Raw genomic sequence first — 21,093 nt, forward strand, 5'->3', positions numbered from 1 at the left:
CTGATGCCTGCTGATCCTGCCATTGACCACAGAAAAATCCACCAATAGCCCCTGAAACCCAGGCTCTGCCCCTTGAATTGTGACCTCCGGGTGTTGAGATTAGCCCCATTGATGTAAAAAGGCTTTACATATGACCACAAATTCTCTGCCCCAGGCCAATGCCGCAGCGCTGGACTTCCTCTTGTCGCGCCGCTCACGCCCCGCCAAAACGCTGGTTGCTCCGGCCCCCACCCGCGCAGAGCTCATGCCGCTGCTCACCGCAGCAGCCCGCAGCCCAGACCATGGCAAGCTTGAACCCTGGAGGTTTGTGGTCATCGAGAAAGCTGCCATGGCGCGATTGGCGGCGCTGACCGTGCAGGCGGGCGCCCGATTGGGTAAATCAGAGGAAGATATCTCCAAGGCGCGCAGCCAGTTCGACCTGGGCCAATTGGCCGTAGTGGTTGTCGAGGTGCAAAAAGAAAGCGCAAAAATTCCCGCGATCGAGCAGAGTTACAGCGCCGGGGCGGTCTGCCTTGCGCTGCTCAATGCTGCGCTGGCCTCTGGTTGGGGAGCCAACTGGTTGTCGGGCTGGGCCAGCCATGACCGTCAGTTCTGCCAACAGGCCTTTGCCCTTGAGAACAATGAACGCGTGGCCGGGATCATACATATCGCCACCCAGAAAACCGTGCCACCGGAGCGCCCGCGCCCCAACCTATCAGACCTGACAACCTGGATTCCGAAATGATTTTTGACGCCTTTTTCAAAACCCTGAACCAGATTACAGATCCGCGCTTTTTGCGGGTGTTATTTCTTGGCATCGGCTTGACGCTGGCGCTGTTGATAGGCGCCACGGTGGGCTTTCTGGCTCTGGTTCAATGGCTCACTTCGGCCTCGGTCACCCTACCGCTTATTGGGGAGGTCACCTGGCTCGACGATCTGTTCTCCGCCGGGTCCGTTGTGTTGATGATGATCCTGTCAATTTTTCTGATGGTGCCGGTCGCCTCGGCCATAACTTCGATGTTTCTGGATGAGGTGGCACAGGCTGTTGAAGACAAGCACTTCCCCCATCTGCCACAGGTCGCGCCCGTGCCGCTGTGGTCGGCGATAAAGGACACTGTGAATTTTCTGGGCGTCTTGGTCGGTGCCAATATTCTGGCGCTGATACTCTATGCGCTCTTTCCCCCGGCGGCGCCCTTTATCTTTTGGGCGTTGAATGGCTATCTCCTGGGGCGTGAATATTTCACCCTCGCCGCCAGCCGCCGCATCGGCCCGGTCGAAGCCAGGAAACTATGCCGTAAACATACAGGCACCATCTGGATGGCGGGTATTTTGATGGCGATGCCCCTGTCGATCCCGCTGCTGAACCTGGTGATCCCAATCCTGGGCGCTGCCACCTACACGCATTTGTTTCATGCCCTCTGGCGCCAGGGCTAACCAGAGCGCCGCAGCATTTTATCCCTGCCTATTTTATCTATCAACGGCAAATACTTAACCCCCGACCAGCTCTCCCGCGCCCGCAGCTGCGTCGGCTTCGCCGCCCCCCTTTTGCGGCCTTGGGCCCGGCAGCGCACCAAAGGTGCGCTGCCGGGCCCAACGGGAGGCCGTGCCTTTTGTAAAAAGGCCAACGACGGGCGGGAGCCCCCCGCGCTACTAATATCCATGCAACAGCACAGGCTGATCTCATAAGGCCAAACTCACTAGGCCAAACTCACCAGGCGGGCTCAGCGTGCACCCCACTTGGCCTAGGCCAGATGATCTAGAAACGGGTCTGTCGGGAAAATGTCAGGCCAGCCCCAGGGCCAGGACCCTAGGATCGATCCGGCAACCGATCGAACCAGTCGAAATCATTGACGCTGATCACCCCAGACAGAATGATTCCCGCAATCACCACCCACAACAGACAGGTAACCCCAGTTGTGATCAGCGCCTTTTGCTTCAGGTAGTGGTTCTCTGGCGCGCCAGCATGGGTTCCGGGTTCAATACTGCCCTTTTCGCCCTGTGTCTCGATACGGATCGGGATGATGACCAGAAAGGTCATGAACCAGATCACCGCAAACAGAACCAACCCAGATGTAATGGCCATGTATGTCTCTTTCTCAAAAGCAACGGGCTGCGCCAGCTGCGCAGCCGCTGCAGTTTAACCTCAAACCTGTTCGAGTTCCACCAGACAACCGTTGAAGTCTTTTGGATGGAGGAACAGGACTGGCTTGCCATGTGCCCCGATCTTTGGCTCACCGCTGCCCAGAACCCGGGCGCCCTCGGCTTGCAGATGGTCGCGCGCGGCCAGAATATCATCTACCTCATAGCAGATATGATGGATGCCACCGGCCGGGTTCTTTTCCAGGAAGCCATTGATCGGAGAGTTTTCCCCCAGCGGGTAGAGCAGCTCGATCTTGGTATTTGGCAATTCGATAAAAACGACCGTTACCCCGTGATCCGGCTCATCCTGCGGCGCGCCAACCTTGGCGCCCAGCGTGCTGCGGTACTGGGCCGATGCGGCCTCAAGGTCGGGAACGGCAATGGCTACGTGGTTCAGGCGCCCAATCATGATCTGCTTCTCCTTGGTAAAACTTCTGTTGCAGCCTTATGCTCAATTGCAGCAATCCGGCGCAAGTGCGCCAATGCGCCCAGACCAGCAGATCACCAAAACTTCGCCGCCCCGCGCTTCCCCTGCTGCCCTCCGTCAAGACACCGCCGCCTCAAACGCAGCTCACGCGGCTGTTAACTTTGAATTAGCCTCGAATTCATAGCGTCGGTTTGTATTCGGTAAGGAGTATGAGTAATGGACGATTCGGAACTGTTTGCAGCCGCCCAAAGACTACCAAGCGCCCGCCGCCCGTTGTTGGGCCTGACCATTCTGGTCATCGAAGACAGCCGCTTTGCCTGCGAGGCCCTGCGCCTTTTGTGCCTGCGAAGTGGCGCCCGTATTCGACGCGCGGACAGCCTGAAATCTGCACGCCGCCATTTGCAGGTCTATCGCCCCTCGGTGGTCATTGCGGATGTTGGTCTGCCGGATGGATCCGGGCTCGACCTGATCAAAGAAATGAATGCAGCCCGCCCAAGGGTGCGGATCATTCTGGCCATTTCAGGCGATGAAAACGTCCAAGAAGAGACCCTTGCCGCCGGTGCTGACGGCTTTCTTGCCAAGCCGATTACCTCTTTGGCTGCCTTTCAGAACGCCATTCTGTCGCGTCTTCCAGACGACCGCCAACCCAGTGGCCCGCGCCAGATCACCGATGAGACGGTTGAGCCGGATCCAATTGCCTTCCTCGATGATATGGCCCATGCGGCAGATGTGCTGAACGATACTCAGGAAGAAAAATCCCTGGACTATGTGGCCCAATTTGTCGGCGGCGTGGCCCGCAGTGCCGGAGACACCCCCCTTGCCAAGGCGGCGGAAAACCTGGCTCGTGCCCGGTCCGAAGGCCGTCCCGTCGCCAGCGATGCAGCGGTGATTGCCGGGCTGGTGCAAGAACGTCTGGAACGAAGGATTGCCATCTGATCATGTTCGAAGTCTTTTCGACAACGGCCGCCACGCTGGCAATTGTGCTCTATTTTCAAGCCCGCCATTGTGCGCGGATCATTCGCCGCAACCGTGCCAACGCCCCAGAACCTCTGCGATCCATGCAGATCGACCCGGTGAGCCCTCGCAATAGGTGATGGTGAACAACAGCCCCAAGGCGGCTGCCCAATTGCGTTTCGGCAGCCCTCGCGACAGTGCCCGCGTGACAGCTGCGGCGCGGCTTTATCTTAGAACACCGGGATCCTGCGCCATCTGAATTCCTGGAAAAACCTTAGTTTCAAGGTCGCTTATCCCGGTTCCTGTGATCCCACGCATGATCCAGGCACAGACCTCACGAACGTCTCCCGTCGGCATCAGATCGCGGCGATTATACAGCGCCGCTTCCTTCAGCCCTGGCCAGCGCCCATAGACACGCCCACCCCGAATGGCGCCACCAGCCAAGACCATGGTACCACCGGTACCGTGATCCGTCCCACCAGTTCCATTTTCGCGCACGGTCCGGCCAAATTCCGTCATTGCGACAACCGCTGTCTTATCCCACACGGCGGGACCCACGCCCTGTTTCAAGGCCAAGATACAGCCGCTCAATCGCTTTAGAGCCGCCCCCAGGTTGCGTTTTTGGCGGCTATGGGTATCCCAGCCATTGAGTGAAAACGAGGCAACGCGGGTTTCCCCGCGCAGCTGTTTTGCAGCGAACTCCGCCAGTTTCAAATGGGCCTGTCCTCGGCTGGCGCGCGGCATCTCCATCATGCCGCCTGTGCTCGCGGCCTGTGTCATGTCCCCGGCGCCCCCCGTCCTGCCCGGTGCCATATCGCTGCGCGACAGGGCCAGCGCCTCCGAGAGGGCGGCGGAGAACAGAGGATCCTCCTGCATCAACACCCCGGCCAGCTGTTCCGCCTGCGGGCTGAGCGCCAGCTCCGCATCCGGCGCCCAGTCAGACACCGGTGCCGCCCCATGCAGCAGCTGCAACTCCCCATGGCCAATGGCAAAGGCGGTGCGGTCGGTCGGCCTGTTTTGCACCTGCAGCATCCGGTTGAGCCAGCCATCGCGTCGCTCCCCCAGGCCCATGGTCCCGGCCTCCAGCAGGTCCTGGCCATCAAAATGGCTGCGCCTGTCCCGGTAGGGGGTAGAGACCGCCTGCACAAAGGCCAGCTCTCCCTGCTGCCACAGCGGCATCACCTCGGCGAGATCCGGGTGCAACGCAAAAAATCCGTCAAGATCCAGGTCAGGCCCGGCCTCCAACCCGCCCTGTCGCACAAGGCCCGGGCGGTGACCGGCAAAGTCCGGGTCCCCATAGGGCCGGATCGCATCCAGCCCGTCCATGCCGCCGCGCAGGATGATCACCACCAGCCGTTGATCCCAGGGCGCAGCCGCAAGGCTCACCGGGGTGATCAACGGGCTGGCGGCAAGCGAGCAGCCCACCAGTCCACTGCGGGTAAGGAATGTTCTACGTGAAAGAGCCCTATGTACCATGTCAGATCCCTGTTGTTACCCAGTCATCGCCGCTGAAAGGCGGGGGAGCAAAGCACCAGCCCAATCGCCTCACCCCGGGTTTCGGCCGCAGACGCCGCAAACTGCACCCGTGCATTGGCCCGCGCCCCCAGACAGTGTTGCGCAAAGCCTGCTGGATCCGGCAAGTCCTTCACCAGTCGCTGTGGCGCGGCCATGGCCCAGCGCAGCCGCGCCGAAAGCCCCTGCGGGGTGATCCAGGCGGTATCCGCCTCCTCCCAGCCATCCGGCCCCACGGGCGATTGCCAGTCCTGCCCCATGAGTTTCAACGGCGCGATAAAGCTGCGGCGGATCTGCTTTGGCTCCCACCCCGCCAAATGCGCTGGAGCAACCCCGAGTCCCCGGCAGGCAGAGGCGAGAAAATCAAAGGGGGGTTTCACATTACGCAGCTCTGGCATCCAGGATGAGCCATGATTCAGCAGCGCTGCGTAGACCTGAAGCAGATCGCCATCGCTGTCGCGATAACTCGCACTCAGCGCCGCAACCAGATCCGGATCGGGCTGATCTTGGGTGAAATGCACCGCCAGCTTCAAGGCAATATGATCGGCGGTCGCCGGATGGCGCGCCAGATCCCGCAGCACCTGCAGCACCGCTTCCAGCTTTGGCTCACCGCCGCCGTATACCCGGCCCAGAATGGTTTCTGCACCAGGCTCCGCCATCCGTTCATCAAAGACAAAGCCTTTTTCGATCCGGTAGCTGAGCCCGGTGAACAATTCGGCCAGTTGCCGCACGTCCTTTTGACCATAGGGGCCACCGACACCAAGGGTGTGCAGCTCCAGCACCTCGCGGGCCAGGTTTTCATTCAAGCCACCACGCCCGCCCTGCCGCCGCGACAGAGCGCTATTTCCCCCGCGCGAGCGAAATTGATCAAGGTAGTGCAGCATCAAAGGGTTGGTGAGCGCCGCGATCAACAGATCCTCAAAACGGCCGGTGATATTTGGCCGAATAGCGCTTTCGACATAGCCATAGGCCAGCGGTCGCATCGCCCTGTTCTTGCCCTTTGCGGTGAAATGATCCGCCCAGAACAGGGTCAGCCGCTCCCGCAAGCTGTCTTGTGTTGTCACATGTCGCAACACCAGCTGTCGAAACCACAGATCGCGCTGCTGCAGATACTCCCGCCGAAAGCGTTTAAAAGTCTTTGCCGCCAGTTTTGCCTCTGGCGTGCCACGCTTGCTGCGGTCGAGTTTGCGCAGCTTGGCAAAGACACGTACCAAGGCCAGGGTCTCATCGGTTTTTGCGATCGGAAAGTGATCTGCGGCCCTGTCCGGCCCCTGCAGCCTGGCCAGCATCGTATCCACCGAAGGGACGGGCGCCAGTGTTGGCGACAAGCCGCTGCCAAAGCGTATTTCAGCCAACTGCGGATCAAATGCCATCGCCTTACTCCCCTGTTTGACCCGACCCGTCCCCGGATCACCTGTGGATCTCAGCTCACCCTAGGCTGTTGCCGTCAGATAGGCACCACGTTTTGTCGTAATCCGCGTGATCCAGCTCAGTAGTTGTTTCCAGGCACATTCCTCGGCCCTTAGATTGGGCGGCACGGCCCCCGCGCCCAGGGGCGCGCGCCCGGGGATGCTTTGGGCCAAATGAACAGGGCAACCAGTCTGGTTCAACGCGGTTTTGCCCCCCCGCAGGCTTGCGGGACAGGCGGCAAAAGGCAGGTAGAAGGGTAAGAGCAAAAAAAGCCCCCCGAAAGCGGCGCTATCGGAGGGCGGGGTCAAAGCTATTTCGGTGCGGCTTACTGGTCTTGTGGGATCACCCGCAGGCCGAGTTCCATCAGCTGGTCCGACATCGGCTCGGAGGGGGCCGACATCATCAGGTCTTCGGCGCGCTGGTTCATCGGGAACATGATGACCTCGCGGATGTTGGCCTCATCCGCCAGCAGCATCACCATCCGGTCGATACCGGCGGCGCAGCCACCGTGGGGCGGAGCGCCATACTGGAAGGCGTTGACCATGCCGCCAAAACGTTTTTCGACCTCGTCCTTGCCATAGCCGGCAATTTCGAAGGCCTTGAACATGATCTCAGGGCGGTGGTTCCGGATTGCGCCCGAGACCAGCTCGTAGCCATTGCAGGCCAGATCATACTGATAGCCCAGCACCTCAAGCGGGTTGCCGTCCAGCGCCTCCATACCGCCCTGGGGCATCGAGAAGGGGTTGTGCTCAAAGTCGATCTTGCCGGTTTCCTCGTCAGCCTCGTAGATCGGGAAGTCTACGACCCAGGCAAAGGCAAAGCGGTCTTTGTCGGTGAGGCCCAGTTCTTCGCCGATGACGTTACGGGCACGTCCTGCAACGCCTTCAAAGGCTTTGGGTTTGCCGCCAAGGAAAAAGGCGGCATCGCCCACGTCAAGCCCCAGCTGCTGGCGGATCGCCTCGGTGCGCTCGGGACCGATGTTCTTGGCCAGGGGGCCTGCGGCCTCGTTGCCCAGGGTGATCTCGCCGGATTTGACCAGGGCGTTGACCTCTTTGACGGTGATGCCGCGTTCCTGGGCAATGCTGTCGGGCGACTGTTTACGCCAGAAGATATAGCCCATGCCGGGCAGACCTTCTTTTTGCGCAAAGGCGTTCATCCGGTCGCAGAACTTGCGGCTGCCGCCTGTGGGGGCTGGGATGGCGCGCACTTCGGTGCCGTCCTGCTCCAGCAGTTTGGCAAAGATGGCAAAGCCGGAGCCGGCAAAATGCTCTGAGACCACCTGCATCTTGATCGGGTTGCGCAGGTCGGGCTTGTCCGAGCCATACCACAGCGCTGCGTCGCGGTAGGAAATCTGCGGCCAGTCTGTGTCGACCTTGCGACCACCGCCGAACTCCTCAAAGACGCCCTGCATCACCGGCTGGATGGTGTCAAAGACATCCTGCTGGGTGACAAAGGACATTTCCAGGTCGAGCTGGTAAAAATCGGTGGGCGAGCGGTCGGCGCGCGGGTCTTCGTCGCGGAAGCAAGGCGCGATCTGGAAATATTTGTCAAAGCCCGAGACCATCATCAGCTGTTTGAACTGCTGTGGCGCCTGCGGCAGCGCGTAGAACTTGCCCGGGTGCAGACGCGAGGGCACCAGGAAATCACGGGCGCCTTCGGGAGAGGACGCGGTAATGATCGGGGTTTGGTACTCATTAAAGCCCTTGTCCCACATGCGCTTGCGGATGGATTGCACCATGTTGGAGCGCAACAGCATGTTCTGCTGCATCTTTTCGCGACGTAGGTCGAGGTAGCGATAGCGCAGGCGGGTTTCTTCCGGGTATTCCTGCTCGCCAAAGACCATCAGCGGCAGCTCTTCGGCTTTGCCGAGGATCTCGATATCGCGGATAAAGACCTCGATCTCACCGGTGGGCAGCTTGTCGTTCACCAGGCTTGCGTCGCGGGCCAAAACGTTGCCGTCGATGCGGATACACCACTCAGAGCGCACCTTTTCGATCTCGGCAAAAACCGGGCTGTCGGGATCCGCCATCACCTGGGTAATGCCATAGTGGTCGCGCAGGTCGATGAACAGCAAACCGCCATGATCGCGGACACGATGGACCCAGCCGGAAAGGCGAACAGTGTCGCCGACGTTGGATTTGTTCAGTTCGGCGCAGGTATGGCTGCGATAGGCGTGCATGGCGTGACCTTTCGGTATGCGGGTCTAGTCGTGGGGCGGGCCGTCATTCGGAGTATGCGCATTGGCACGCTGAATTCGGCGCAGAATTCGTCTGGGCCGATACACAGGGTTGTGTCGCTGTTGTCAAGCAATGTGCGACGTTTTCCCCCTATTGAGCGCACAGATTGATGGTCCAGAGCAAGCGTAGATGGGATCCCCTTTGCAAGGTAGCGCTCCCGCAGCCCCTGAAACCCTGCCGCCAAGGCGGCACCGCTGTCGGGCTTTGGGCCCGGCGCCGCGCCTGGGGCGCGGCGCTGTTGGCGCCTTACAGTTTTGTTTCGTTCCAATACCACTGGCGATCACAGAGCAACCGCAGCGCGCCACAGGCGCGCTGCCACCCCCAAAGCGCAGGCCTGGTCCGGCGCCAGCCGGGCATGGCCTGCGCGCGGGAGCTCCCCCCTTTTTTGTGAACACTTAGGCCAGCAGGTCTGGTGACCGTTGGTAGGCTACCGGAATCTCGCCACGCAGGGAATTGCCCAAGGTAACCGCCTGGGCCTGCCGCAGATCACCCAGGGTGACCACCTGTTCGACGACCTGCCCCCTGTGCAGCAAGTCCTGGCGCAACACCCCAGGCAGCACCCCCGAAGACAGCGGTGGGGTCACGCGCCTGCCAGAGCGCAGAGTTACAAAGAGGTTTGTTATCGTGCCTTCACATATTTCGCCGCGCTCATTCAAAAACACCAGCTCATCAAGCCCGGGCGGCATCTCTTGCCGCACCCGATCATAGAGCCCGCGACAGGTGGTTTTATGGCGCAGAAACACATCATCCGACCGGAGTGTACTGGCAGCAATGGCAAATCGCCACTGTGCGGGGCTGGGGGGCATCGCTGCGCTTTCCAGGGCCAAACTACCATCCATCGCCAGTGTCAGACGACAACGCAGCGCAGTTCTATGATCCGCCAGCGCTGCAATCTGCTGCTCGGCCCGCTGCCGGTCAAAGCCGATTGAAAATACCTGTGCCGAGGCCGCCATACGCGCCAGGTGCAGGTTTTGGCGGATTGCCCCCTGCCCCGGATAATGGCCAAAGGTCTCGATCAGGCGGAAACTGGCATCTTCTTTGAGGGCTGCGAGGACATCAGCTGGGCAAAACGCGCTTTCCATAGGGCTTCCTCATACTCCGATTGGGCGGTACTGTCCCAGACCACACCGCCACCGACATTCAATCTGGCCTGTCCCTCCTCAACCATCAGCGTGCGAATGCCGACGTTAAAGCTGCTGGCCCCATCCGGAGCCATCCAGCCGATGCTGCCACAATAGATGTCGCGCGCCCAGGGCTCCAGCTCTGACAGGATCTCCATCGCGCGGATTTTGGGTGCCCCGGTGATCGAACCGCAGGGAAACAGCGCCTGCAGGATCTGTCCCAGCCCCACACCGGGGCGCAGCTGCGCCTGCACCGTCGAGACCATCTGATGCACCGTGGCGTAGCTCTCTACCGCAAAGAGTTCGGGTACAGTGACCGAGCCCAGTTTGGCAATGCGCGAGATATCATTGCGCAACAGATCCACGATCATCAGATTTTCGGCGCGGTTCTTTTCGTCCTGTCGCAAAAAATCCCGCGCTTTTTGATCCGCAACCGGATCGGCGCTGCGCGGCTGGGTGCCTTTCATCGGCCGTGTCTCAATCCGCCCCTCCGCATCGGTGCGGAAAAACAGCTCGGGTGAGCGCGACAGCAGATCTGGCAATCCCTCCTGCAGCACCAGGGCACCGTGGTCCACCTGCTGGCGTGCCGCCAAAGCCGCATACAGATCTTCCGTGCGGCCCCTGACAACTGCATCAATCGGGAAGGTCAGATTGGCCTGATAGATATCCCCCGCCCCGATGGCCGCCTTCACCACGGCAAAGGCCTCGGCGTAGGTGGCAAAACCCCAGCGGGGCCGCAGCTCGCCCAGACTACGCAAGCCCCCCAGGCCAGCAAATTCCCCGCGCGCGGGGGGCTCTGGCTGGTGTTTCGCGCGCGAAACAACCTGCGGCTGCGTATAGACACCAAAACACAGCAGTGGCAGGCGACGGTCCGCGGGCATCCGCTGCGCCAGGCTGGGCTCCAGCGCATAGCCCAGCTCATAGGTGGCGTAGCCTGCCAGCCAATGCCCCTGCTGCTGCACCGCCTCCAGGGCGGCCAGTGCTGCGGGCACCTGCTGGGCAGAATCAGCGCGGATCACCCGCAGGGGATTGCAAAACTGCACCCCCTGCCCCCGGCGTTTCCCCCGTGGATTCCCCAGGTGTTTCCACTGATCTGGTCCCTGATCAAAACGGATCTGCACAGATCACCTCTCAAATTTCGGTTATTTCTCTTGCCTCCGCATATATCCGTTCGCTATGCGAACAAAAGCCATAAAAGCGGCAATTCGAAGCGCGTGTCCGATCCCTCTTGCACCTTTTTGCGCTACCCCTATAACGCAGGACAATTTGGGCGCTTGGGGCTGCCCGACTCGCCTAACGATCTCTGACCGACCTGAGCACACCGCTTGGGCCTGCCGCTCGCACATAACGAAGGAAGCTTACCCATGCCAAAAAGAACCGACATCCAGTCGATCATGATCATTGGTGCGGGGCCCATCATCATTGGGCAGGCCTGCGAATTCGACTATTCCGGCGCCCAGGCCTGTAAGGCCCTCAAGGAAGAGGGCTACCGGGTTATCCTGGTGAACTCGAACCCCGCCACCATCATGACCGACCCCGGTCTGGCGGATGCCACCTATATCGAACCCATCACCCCCGAGGTGGTCGCCAAGATCATCGAGAAAGAGCGCCCCGACGCGCTGCTGCCCACCATGGGCGGACAAACCGGCCTCAACACCTCGCTGGCGCTGGAAGAAATGGGCGTGCTGGAAGAATTTGGCGTCGAAATGATCGGCGCCACCCGCGAAGCCATCGAGATGGCCGAGGATCGCAAACTGTTCCGCGATGCCATGGACCGTCTGGGCATTGAAAACCCCCGTGCCACCATCGTCACCGCGCCAAAGCTGGAAGACGGCAAAGCCGACCTGAATGAGGGCGTGCGCATCGCCTTGGAAACGCTCGAAGATATCGGCTTGCCAGCAATCATCCGCCCCGCCTTTACCATGGGGGGCACTGGCGGTGGCGTTGCCTATAACCGGGAAGACTACGAGCACTTCTGCCGCACCGGCATGGATGCCTCGCCGGTCAATCAGATCCTGGTCGACGAGAGCCTGCTGGGCTGGAAAGAATTTGAGATGGAGGTGGTCCGCGACAAGGCGGATAACGCCATCATCGTCTGCGCCATTGAAAACATCGACCCCATGGGCGTGCACACCGGGGATTCGATCACCGTGGCCCCGGCGCTGACGCTGACGGATAAAGAATACCAGATCATGCGGACCCATTCGATCAACGTGCTGCGTGAGATCGGTGTCGAAACTGGCGGCTCCAACGTGCAATGGGCGGTGAACCCTGCTGATGGCCGTATGGTGGTCATTGAAATGAACCCACGGGTGTCGCGCTCCTCTGCGCTGGCCTCCAAGGCCACCGGCTTCCCGATTGCCAAGATCGCCGCCAAACTGGCGGTCGGCTACACCCTGGACGAGCTGGACAACGACATCACCAAAGTCACACCGGCCTCGTTTGAGCCCTCGATCGACTATGTCGTCACCAAGATCCCAAAATTCGCCTTTGAGAAATTCCCCGGCTCCGAGCCCTATCTGACCACCGCGATGAAATCCGTGGGCGAGGCCATGTCTATTGGCCGCACCATCCACGAATCGATGCAAAAGGCGCTGGCCTCGATGGAATCGGGTCTCACCGGCTTTGATGAGGTTGAAATCCCCGGCCTGACCATTGGCACCTGGGACATTGCGACCGACAAGGCTGCGGTGATCAAGGCGATCAGCCAGCAAACCCCGGACCGGCTGCGCACCATCGCCCAGGCGATGCGCCATGGGCTGACCAATGACGAGATCCACAGCGTCACCAAATTCGACCCCTGGTTCCTCGACCGTATCCGCGAAATCATTGACGCCGAAGCAGAGGTCCGCAGCAACGGCCTGCCCGCAGGTGAGAAAGCTCTGCGTCACCTCAAAATGCTTGGCTTTACCGATGCCCGCCTAGCCAATCTGACCGAAGCTTCGGAAAAATCCGTGCGCGATGCGCGGGTGGCCCAGGGCGTCACCGCTGTGTTCAAACGCATCGACACCTGCGCCGCCGAGTTCGAGGCCCAGACCCCCTATATGTATTCCACCTACGAGGCCCCGATGATGGGCGAAGTGGAATGTGAGGCGCGGCCTTCGGATCGCAAAAAGGTCGTCATTCTGGGCGGTGGTCCCAACCGGATCGGTCAGGGCATCGAGTTTGACTACTGCTGCTGCCACGCCTGCTATGCGCTGACGGATGCGGGCTATGAAACCATCATGGTCAACTGCAACCCTGAAACAGTGTCGACCGACTATGACACCTCGGACCGTTTGTATTTTGAACCGCTGACCTTTGAACATGTGATGGAAATCCTGCGGGTTGAGCAGGAAAACGGCACCCTGCACGGGGTCATCGTCCAGTTTGGCGGTCAGACGCCGCTGAAACTGGCCAATGCGCTGCAGGACGAGGGCATTCCGATCCTGGGCACCACCCCAGACGCCATCGACCTGGCAGAAGACCGCGAGCGCTTCCAGGAGCTGGTCAACAACCTCGGCCTCAAGCAGCCCCATAACGGCATTGCCTCGACAGATGCGCAAGCGCTGGAAATCGCGGAAGAAATCGGCTTCCCGCTGGTCATTCGCCCCTCGTATGTTTTGGGGGGCCGGGCGATGGAAATCGTGCGCGACATGGATCAGCTGCGCCGCTACATCGCCGAGGCGGTGGTGGTGTCCGGTGACAGCCCGGTGCTGCTGGACAGCTACCTGTCTGGCGCGGTGGAACTGGACGTGGATGCGATCTGCGACGGCACTGACGTGCATGTGGCAGGCATCATGCAACACATTGAAGAGGCCGGCGTGCACTCGGGTGATAGTGCCTGCTCGCTGCCGCCCTACTCCCTGTCCAAGGACGTAATCGAAGAAATCAAGACCCAGACCTATGCGCTGGCCAAGGCGCTGAATGTTGTCGGCCTGATGAACATCCAGTTTGCAATCAAGGACGGGGTGATCTTCCTGATCGAGGTCAACCCCCGCGCCAGCCGTACCGTGCCCTTTGTGGCCAAGGCCACCGACAGCGCCATCGCCTCCATCGCGGCCCGCGTCATGGCAGGTGAAAAGCTCACCGCCTTCCCGCACCGTGGCCCCTACAAGCCCGATGCGGGCTATGATGTGGACACCCCAATGGCGGATCCGATGACCCTGGCCGATCCCGATATGCCCTGGTTCTCGGTCAAAGAGGCGGTGCTGCCCTTTGCCCGCTTCCCCGGCGTTGACACCCTGTTGGGGCCAGAAATGCGCTCGACGGGTGAAGTCATGGGCTGGGACCGCGATTTCCCGCGGGCCTTCCTCAAGGCGCAGATGGGGGCCGGCATGGTGCTGCCAAGCGAGGGCCGTGCCTTTATCTCGATCAAGGACGCCGACAAGGGCGCACCAATGCTGGAAGCGGCCAATGTGCTGATCGAGCAAGGCTTTACCCTGATGGCCACTGGTGGCACCCACAAATGGCTGGACGGTCACGGCGTCGCCTGTGAGCTGGTCAACAAAGTCTATGAAGGCCGCCCCCATGTGGTGGACCTGCTGAAAGACGGCCATGTGCAGCTGTTGATGAACACCACCGAGGGCGCCCAGGCTGTGGAAGACAGCAAGGAAATGCGTTCAGTCGCGCTGTATGACAAGATCCCCTACTTCACCACCGCCGCCGCCTCGAATGCGGCTGCGCTGGCGATCAAGGCCCAGGCCGAAGGCGATGTGGAAGTGAAGAGCCTACAGGGCTAACCGGCACCACTACCAAGCAAGACTATCAAACCCCGGTTCATTGAGCCGGGGTTTCGTTTTTTGGCTGGTCCCAATCCTGGCCTTCAAAGCTTTGTGTAAATCGCGCGCCGTTAAATGTATGGGTGCAGCAGGGGCACCAGGGCTTCATCTGATCCACCGTCAATTCGGGATCGACCAGCGCGAGGCGATTGTCCTCATCGACAAACAGGCCGCTGAAATAGGTGCTTTCCCCCGTGCGCACGTAGCGTTCGCCATCCTCTGGCTGCAGCGCAACCATCCTGAAAATGGGGTCTTCCGTGTCAAGCCGCGCCACCGCTTCGCTATAGACATCATCCCAGTCCTGCCCCACCTTTGACAGCAAGAACCTATACAGCGGCGTGTAGTCCAACCCGTGGCGGTGTTTCTTATGCATCGACCCGCGCGAGGAGGCATTTCTCTTGGTCTCCTTGGTGTTGCGCTCCCAGCGGGACTTTCCACCATCACCATGCTCAACCCGGTGAGTTTTGGTGTTCACCCGCCGAAACAGTGGTTTTTTCTCTGGCCTCATGGGGGAACTCCTGCGTCCATCAGTCTTACAGGCCAAGATACTAACCTCGCTGCACAAAGAAACAACGCCCGCCGGTTTTACCTTGGTCAGACGCATGTTTGCTTTGGTCAGACGCGTGTTTGCCTTGGTCAGACCCGTGTTTGCCTTGGTCAGACCCAATGGCCGGATCTGACTGGGGCGCGGATCAGTCTGGGGGCTAGTGCTCGATCACAGACAGCAGGTCACGGTTGATCACCAGATTGCGCACCCCATGGGCATGGTCTTCGTCAAACCTGTTGTAGGACAGCCATTTGGCAACGGACTGGATGCTGACCTTGGCGACCTTGGGCCGCACGCCCCAGGTCACCTGAAAGGGCGAGCCCTTTTCATTGTAGCCGGGACCGGTTGTTGAGCCGGAATACTCCACCACCCGACCGGTATCTGTGGGAATATTGATGGCCTGGGTCAGGCCGTTTTGCTTTTGCAGCCGGGTGAGTTTGGTGAAATCCAGCGCGGCTTCGTCGTTGACCAGCACATAGACCTGGGCCTCGACGCGCAGTTGTGGGTTCTTGATCGCATCGCTGAGACAGGACCCAAGGGTCGGGCCTGGATCAACCCGCGCCGTGGTATGGACATAGTGCACCTCAATGGTGTCTCCGGGCACCAGGCTGCCATGTTCGGTGACCCCGACGTCCTGCTCCAGCGGCATGAGTTCAGCCTGGCTCAGCGTGCCTGAGTATTTGTAGCCACTGCCATAACCATGCCCGTCCCCATTGCCGGCATATGTGGTGAACTCCCCCCCGCGATGTTCCGCATTCTCATGGAAGTGGATGTTGCACAGGTTCATCTCTGTGTAGGGAGGGGCAGCTTCAAACTCCACGCGGTTACTCCCGGCCGGGCTGTCGATATCACGCGGGGACTGGGGGCCAAAACCTGCAAAAAGCGTGTTTTCCAACAGATGTGCCCGCTGTGTTTCCACAACTGCGTTCGGCACCTCTTCCGCCTCTGCGCCATGCCCGTCAGACGCGGCCAACGCCCCCCCACTCCAAACTGCCATCGTGACGAGTGTCGCGGAAATCAAAGATGTCGTTTTGTGCATAGCGCGTCCCCTGACCGGATACTGAGGCTTATGACGTAAATAGCCTGCCCGCCAGTATATCCCTAGGCTCTTAAATTTTCGTATTATTGCCAGTTTCTTGGATTATTTTATGCACCTGCTTCAGCAACTCTCTGTATCGCAGACTGAGCTGCTCCCTGTCCGTAGAACAGGATCTGGCGTAGGTTATGCCACTCTTTTCACCTGCTGATCAGGCTGGGGTTCCACTGATCCGCCTTACCTTGGCTCAGCTCTTTCACACTGGTCCTGACCCGAAAAAGGCCCCGATCTACGGGGCCTTTTGTTTTTTTGATCAATATTCTCAGGCCTTTATTCTCAGGCCTTTGCCAACCTGCGCTTTTCGTCGCGGGCAAAGAATATCAGGTAGAACACCGGCGCCGCCACCAGGGTCAGCACGGTGGCAAAGGCCAAGCCGCCCATGATCGTCACCGCCATGGAGACAAAGAAGGCGTCCCACAGCAGCGGGATCATCCCCAGAATGGTGGTGACCGCCGCCAGCATCACCGGGCGCAGACGCGACACCGAGGCTTCGACAATGGCCTCGCGCAGGGGCTTACCCTCTTCGCGCACCAGGTCGATTTCCTCGACCAGGACGATACCGTTCTTGATCAACATGCCGGACAGGCTGAGCAGCCCCAGAAGTGCGGTGAAGGTAAAGGGCAGTCCGGTCCCCAACAGCCCCATGGCCACGCCGTTTACCGACATCGGCACCAAGAGCCAGATGATGATCGGCTGGCGAATGGCATTGAACAGAAACACCGAGATCATCACCATAATCAGCGCCGTCACCGGTAGCTGCTTGCCCAGACTCTTGTTGGCGTCGCCCGAGCTTTCATGGTCGCCGCCCCATTCCATGGTGTAGCCCGGCGGCAGCTGCATCTCCTCGATGGTGGACTGGATCTCGGAAAAGACCGACGCCGCAGTCAAATCGACAGGGATATCAGCCCCGACCGTGAGGGTTGGAACCCGGTCGCGGCGGTGCAACAGGGTATCCTCCAGCTCCAGATCCACCCCGTCGATCATCTGCTCCATCGGCAGAAACTTCTGGGCGGTAGTGGAATAGACCACCTGGTCCATGAAGTTGTAGGTGTCCCCCTGGTGACGGCGGATCACGATCGGGATCAGCCGGTCCTGCTCGCGAAACACGCCCGCCTGCAACCCATCGGTCGAAAACAACAGCGTATCGGCAATATCTTCGCGGGCAATGCCTGCGGTCTGTGCCCGGTCAGTGGCATAGCGCGGCGTCAGGACAAACTCGCGCTCCCGCCAGTTCTGCCGGGTGTTGAGGATATTGGGCGAGGCTGCCTCGAGGCGACGCATCGCCTCTTCTCCCAGCTGCCGCAACACAGTTGAGTCGGGACCAGAAAAGCGCACCTGGATCGGATCACCGCCACCGGGTCCAAAGACCAGACGTTTGGTACGGAATTCGCCCTCCGGCAACTGTGCCTGCCCAAAGGCTTCGAGATCGGCCTGAAGGGGGGGAATTGCAGCAATATCCGCCGTGCGAATGATCAAGTGGCCATAGCTCGGGTTTGGTTTTTGCGCATTATAGGTCAACAAAAAGCGCGAGGCCCCCTGACCGATATAGGTTGAGAAATCCACCACATCGTCACGGTTGGACAGCCAGTCCTCAACAATCTTCAAATGGGCTGAGGTCGTCTCGATCTTGCTGCCCTGTGGCAGCTTGTAGTGCACAAAGAACAAAGGCGTATTGGAGTTCGGAAAGAACTGCTGTTTGACGGTGCCAAAGGCTGCAAAACAGACAACCGTCAGGCCGATGAGCCCGGCCACCACCAGCCAGCGCAGCTTGAGCGAGATCCGCAGCAAGCCGCCATAGGCGCGAAACAGCAGCCCACCATAGGCATCGGCGCCCCCCTCTTTCCCCTGTTTGAAGAAGTAATGACCCAGGATCGGCGTCGCCGTCAGGGCCAGAACCCAGCTCAGCAGCAGCGAAATGGCAATCACCGCAAACAGCGAGAACAGGAATTCACCAGCCGAATCCGGGCTGAGCCCGATGCCGGCAAAGGCCATGATGCCAATCACCGTCGCCCCCAATAGTGGGATCTGGGTCTTGGCCGCGGCATCATGCGCCGCATCGCGTGAATTGCGCCCGCGCTGCATGGATATTTGCATACCTTCCGCAACAACAATGGCGTTATCCACCAGCATCCCCATAGCAATGATCAGTGCGCCCAGGGAAATCCGTTCCATTTCAATGGAAAACAGGTTCATGAACAAAAGTGTGCCAACAACCGTCAACAACAGCGTGGCGCCAACGACCACAGCCGCCCGCCAGCCCATGAACAGGGCCAGAACCGCCACAACAATTGCAACCGAGGTCGCCAGGTTGACCAAAAAGTCATTGGAGGCCTGATCCACCACCAGGTGCTGCTGGTAAATCGGCAAAAGCGCCACCCCAAAGGGAATTTGTGTATCCAGCTCTGCCAGACGCGCATCGACCCGGTTGCCCACCTCAACGATGTTTTCGCTGGCCAGACCCGCGATCCCAAGCGTGAAGGCTTCGACGCCGTTAAAGCGGATCATCAGGTCGGGGTTGCTGGTTCGCCCCCGGTAAACCTTTGCCATGTCGACAACATTGATCACCTCCCCCTGGGCGCCAATAGACAGACCCGCAATCTCGGACACGGTATCCGAGCCTTCCGGGGCGCTGATGCGGTTTTCGGCGGCGTCACCGTCCAGATACCCACCGGAGCGCACCGTATTGGAGGTGGCAATAGAGTTGGCAATGGCCGCAATCGAGATATTCTGATTGACCGAAATCGCCATGTCAGGCTCAACAAAAACCGCCTCATCCGGCAGGCCTGAGATCTCGACATCGGCGACACCGTCCACTGCCAGCAGCTCACGGCGCAGGAAGGTGGCGAGCTCGTGGCGTTCCGCATCGGTGTAGCCTTCGGCGGTGACCGCATAAAACAGGCCAAACACATCGCCAAAGCTGTCGTTGACATAGGGCTGTGACACCCCATCCGGCAGCCCCCGCGCGGCATCGCGGATCTTGGCGCGCAGATCGGTCCAGATGGCTGGCAACTCGGTGCCATCATAGGTGTCTTGCATCTCCACTTCGATCAACGAGTTGCCGGGGCGGTTGATCGAGGTGATGGTTTTAACTTCCCCCATTTTCTGAATGGCGGATTCCAGCGGCTCGGTGACTTCGCGCGCCACCTGTTCGGCGCTGGCCCCGGGGTAGTGGGTAACCACCACCGCCTGTTTGATAGTAAAGGCCGGGTCTTCCAGCCGTCCGAGGTTCAAAAACCCCCAGATGCCGCCCAGCAAGGCCACCAGCATGATGATCCAGGTGTAAAGCGGCCGGTCAATTGAGGCGCGTGCGATATCCATGTTCTTAGCCTCAGTTCGTAAAGCCGCTGAACCGGCGGACCTTTTGTCCGTCGATCAGGGCACTGCCACCGGTAGAGACAATTTCCTCCCCACCTTGCAGACCGGAAGAAATGGCAAAATCGCCATGTTGGGTTGCCACCAGCTCAACCTTGACCCAAGTCACCTCGCCGGTCTCGCCGCCTTTGGGGGTAAAGACCATAACGCCGGTGTCGCCTTCCGGTGTGGTCACAATCGCGGTGGAAGGCACCAGAATTCCCTGTTCACCGGTATCAACCTTGACCCGCACCGAGGCAGAGGCCCCCGGCAGGATCTGGCGGCCCTCGGGGGGCTGCATGCTAAAGGTCACCCGAAACGTCTGGCCAATATTGCTGGCCTCCGCGGTGAATTCGAGGATCTGAAGCGGAAAGCTTTCGTCGCTGCCGGGAAAGATGGCGATGGTTTCAACATTGTCACCGCGATCGGCGCGCTGAAACAGCACCTCCGGCACATCCACTTCGATATGCAGCTCTGACATGTCGTGCAGGCGCACAATTGGCGCCCCCGCCGCAACGGTGGTGAAATTCTCCACTTCGCGGGTAGAGACCAGGGCCTCAAACGGGGCGTTCAGGGTCGCATGGCGCAGTTCATATTCCGCATTTCGCAGGGCCACCTGCGCCAGCCCAGCCTGGGTTTGGGCATCTTCAATCGAGACCGCACTCACGGTGCCTTTCAACTGCTCCAGACGGCTGACAGTTCTGTCAGCCTGTTCTTTTTGCAACCGCGCCTGTTCCAGGTTCAGTTCAAAAGGTTCCAGATCCAATTCAGCGATCAGCTGCCCCTGTGGCACAATATAGCCTTCGGCAACCGGAAAGCGCATCACCTGCCCGGGCACCTGAAAGGCCAGATCAACCGTCTGTTTGGCCGCCACCTGGCCAAAGAACTGCCGTTCCAGCAAGCGGGTGCCAGATTGCGTTGTCATCAGTTTCACCGGCTTGAGCACCTCTTCCGCCTGCACAGCTGCGGGCGCAGTGATCCCAGCCACCAGCAACGCTGGACCGGCCAATACCGGCATCAGAGCCACGGCTATCTTTTGCAATAGGGGCATGTCTTATCTCTCCTTGCCGGGACAGCGGTTGGCAGCCCCCAAAAACGTCTTTTGTAGTTTATCCGATAACACAGAAAATTTCTGTATATCGTCGTCATTAAGGTCACAAATCTCGCGAAAGGCCTGCTCTGCCCGCTTTTCCAGCGCCGCGCGCAGGCTGCGGCCCTTGGCGGTGAGCTGCAGCAAAAAGGCACGTCGGTCCTGGGCATCACGCAACCGCACTGCCAGGCCATCCTGTTCAAGCCGGTCGGCGGCCATGGTCACGCTAGAGGGCACCAGCATCAATGTCTTTGCCAGCTCTCCCAGGCGACGCGGGTGGTCCAGCTGCAGCAAAAGATAGCATTCCGCCCGTCCCAGGCCGCTGATGATTTCCTGTTTTCCCAGGGCATCTTCCATACGCCAGTATAGCGCGAACATCGCAAGCAATACCCTCATTTCAGGGCTGGCCTGTTGGTCAACAGTGGTGGGCGGTGCGGTTTTTGACATTTTGGACCGGATCAATTTCTGGT

Annotated in this window: 17 protein-coding genes; 5 read left to right on the forward strand and 12 right to left on the reverse strand. The window is 59.9% G+C overall.

What is annotated here, in order from left to right; translation table 11 throughout:
• The first annotated feature begins 145 nt into the window (after positions 1-145).
• Together N1037_16135 and N1037_16140 are read left to right on the forward strand one after the other, a co-directional pair.
• Positions 146-724, forward strand: coding sequence for a nitroreductase family protein (locus N1037_16135; GenBank protein ID UWS81378.1), 579 nt, complete (start codon positions 146-148; stop codon positions 722-724).
• A complete protein-coding gene (locus tag N1037_16140; protein ID UWS78784.1) occupies positions 721-1,413 on the forward strand; it encodes an EI24 domain-containing protein in 693 nt (230 codons plus the stop codon). Before N1037_16135 ends, N1037_16140 begins: the two co-directional genes overlap by 4 nt.
• Positions 1,414-1,786: 373 nt before the next feature.
• On the opposite strand, the gene N1037_16145 is transcribed toward N1037_16140, so the two are convergent.
• Together N1037_16145 and mce are read right to left on the reverse strand one after the other, a co-directional pair.
• Positions 1,787-2,062, reverse strand: a complete 276-nt coding sequence (locus tag N1037_16145) for a DUF1467 family protein (protein UWS78785.1) — start codon at positions 2,060-2,062, stop codon at positions 1,787-1,789.
• 60 nt (positions 2,063-2,122) lie between these two features.
• Complete coding sequence (gene mce, locus N1037_16150) at positions 2,123-2,527, reverse strand: methylmalonyl-CoA epimerase (protein ID UWS78786.1); 405 nt, start codon at positions 2,525-2,527, stop codon at positions 2,123-2,125.
• Between the two features lie 234 nt (positions 2,528-2,761).
• Between mce and N1037_16155 the strand changes: the two genes are divergently transcribed.
• Positions 2,762-3,481, forward strand: coding sequence for a response regulator (locus N1037_16155; GenBank protein ID UWS78787.1), 720 nt, complete (start codon positions 2,762-2,764; stop codon positions 3,479-3,481).
• A 2-nt stretch (positions 3,482-3,483) separates the two neighbouring features.
• Positions 3,484-3,639: a hypothetical protein gene (locus N1037_16160; protein ID UWS78788.1), complete on the forward strand. Its 156-nt coding sequence runs from the start codon at positions 3,484-3,486 to the stop codon at positions 3,637-3,639.
• 85 nt (positions 3,640-3,724) lie between these two features.
• Here N1037_16160 and N1037_16165 read toward each other — a convergent pair whose 3' ends face one another.
• From N1037_16165 to N1037_16185, 5 genes are all read right to left on the reverse strand, one after another.
• A complete protein-coding gene (locus N1037_16165; GenBank protein ID UWS78789.1) occupies positions 3,725-4,975 on the reverse strand; it encodes a DUF1501 domain-containing protein in 1,251 nt (416 codons plus the stop codon).
• Between the two features lie 23 nt (positions 4,976-4,998).
• Positions 4,999-6,384 (reverse strand): DUF1800 domain-containing protein, encoded by a 1,386-nt coding sequence (locus N1037_16170; protein UWS78790.1) that lies wholly within the window; start codon positions 6,382-6,384, stop codon positions 4,999-5,001.
• 362 nt (positions 6,385-6,746) lie between these two features.
• Entirely contained in the window at positions 6,747-8,600 is a 1,854-nt protein-coding gene (aspS, locus tag N1037_16175; GenBank protein UWS78791.1) for an aspartate--tRNA ligase, read from the reverse strand.
• 453 nt (positions 8,601-9,053) lie between these two features.
• Complete coding sequence (locus N1037_16180; protein ID UWS78792.1) at positions 9,054-9,740, reverse strand: aminotransferase class IV family protein; 687 nt, start codon at positions 9,738-9,740, stop codon at positions 9,054-9,056.
• Complete coding sequence (locus N1037_16185; protein ID UWS81379.1) at positions 9,674-10,858, reverse strand: aminodeoxychorismate synthase component I; 1,185 nt, start codon at positions 10,856-10,858, stop codon at positions 9,674-9,676. Before N1037_16185 ends, N1037_16180 begins: the two co-directional genes overlap by 67 nt.
• A gap of 285 nt (positions 10,859-11,143) precedes the next feature.
• Between N1037_16185 and carB the strand changes: the two genes are divergently transcribed.
• Positions 11,144-14,500: a carbamoyl-phosphate synthase large subunit gene (carB, locus tag N1037_16190; GenBank protein UWS78793.1), complete on the forward strand. Its 3,357-nt coding sequence runs from the start codon at positions 11,144-11,146 to the stop codon at positions 14,498-14,500.
• 37 nt (positions 14,501-14,537) lie between these two features.
• Here carB and N1037_16195 read toward each other — a convergent pair whose 3' ends face one another.
• From N1037_16195 to N1037_16215, 5 genes are all read right to left on the reverse strand, one after another.
• Positions 14,538-15,047: a hypothetical protein gene (locus N1037_16195; GenBank protein ID UWS78794.1), complete on the reverse strand. Its 510-nt coding sequence runs from the start codon at positions 15,045-15,047 to the stop codon at positions 14,538-14,540.
• Positions 15,048-15,243: 196 nt separating this feature from the next.
• Positions 15,244-16,125: a delta-class carbonic anhydrase gene (locus N1037_16200; protein ID UWS78795.1), complete on the reverse strand. Its 882-nt coding sequence runs from the start codon at positions 16,123-16,125 to the stop codon at positions 15,244-15,246.
• A 333-nt stretch (positions 16,126-16,458) separates the two neighbouring features.
• The gene (locus N1037_16205) at positions 16,459-19,500 is read right to left on the reverse strand and encodes an efflux RND transporter permease subunit (protein UWS78796.1); all 3,042 of its coding nucleotides are present in this window, start codon (positions 19,498-19,500) and stop codon (positions 16,459-16,461) included.
• A 10-nt stretch (positions 19,501-19,510) separates the two neighbouring features.
• Positions 19,511-20,584, reverse strand: a complete 1,074-nt coding sequence (locus N1037_16210) for an efflux RND transporter periplasmic adaptor subunit (GenBank protein UWS78797.1) — start codon at positions 20,582-20,584, stop codon at positions 19,511-19,513.
• Between the two features lie 3 nt (positions 20,585-20,587).
• On the reverse strand, positions 20,588-21,019 hold the full coding sequence (locus N1037_16215; GenBank protein UWS78798.1) for a MarR family transcriptional regulator: 432 nt from the start codon (positions 21,017-21,019) through the stop codon (positions 20,588-20,590).
• Positions 21,020-21,093 lie beyond the last annotated feature (74 nt).

Source organism: Phaeobacter sp. G2 (assembly GCA_025163595.1).
In the GTDB taxonomy this organism is placed as follows: Bacteria; Pseudomonadota; Alphaproteobacteria; order Rhodobacterales; family Rhodobacteraceae; genus Pseudophaeobacter.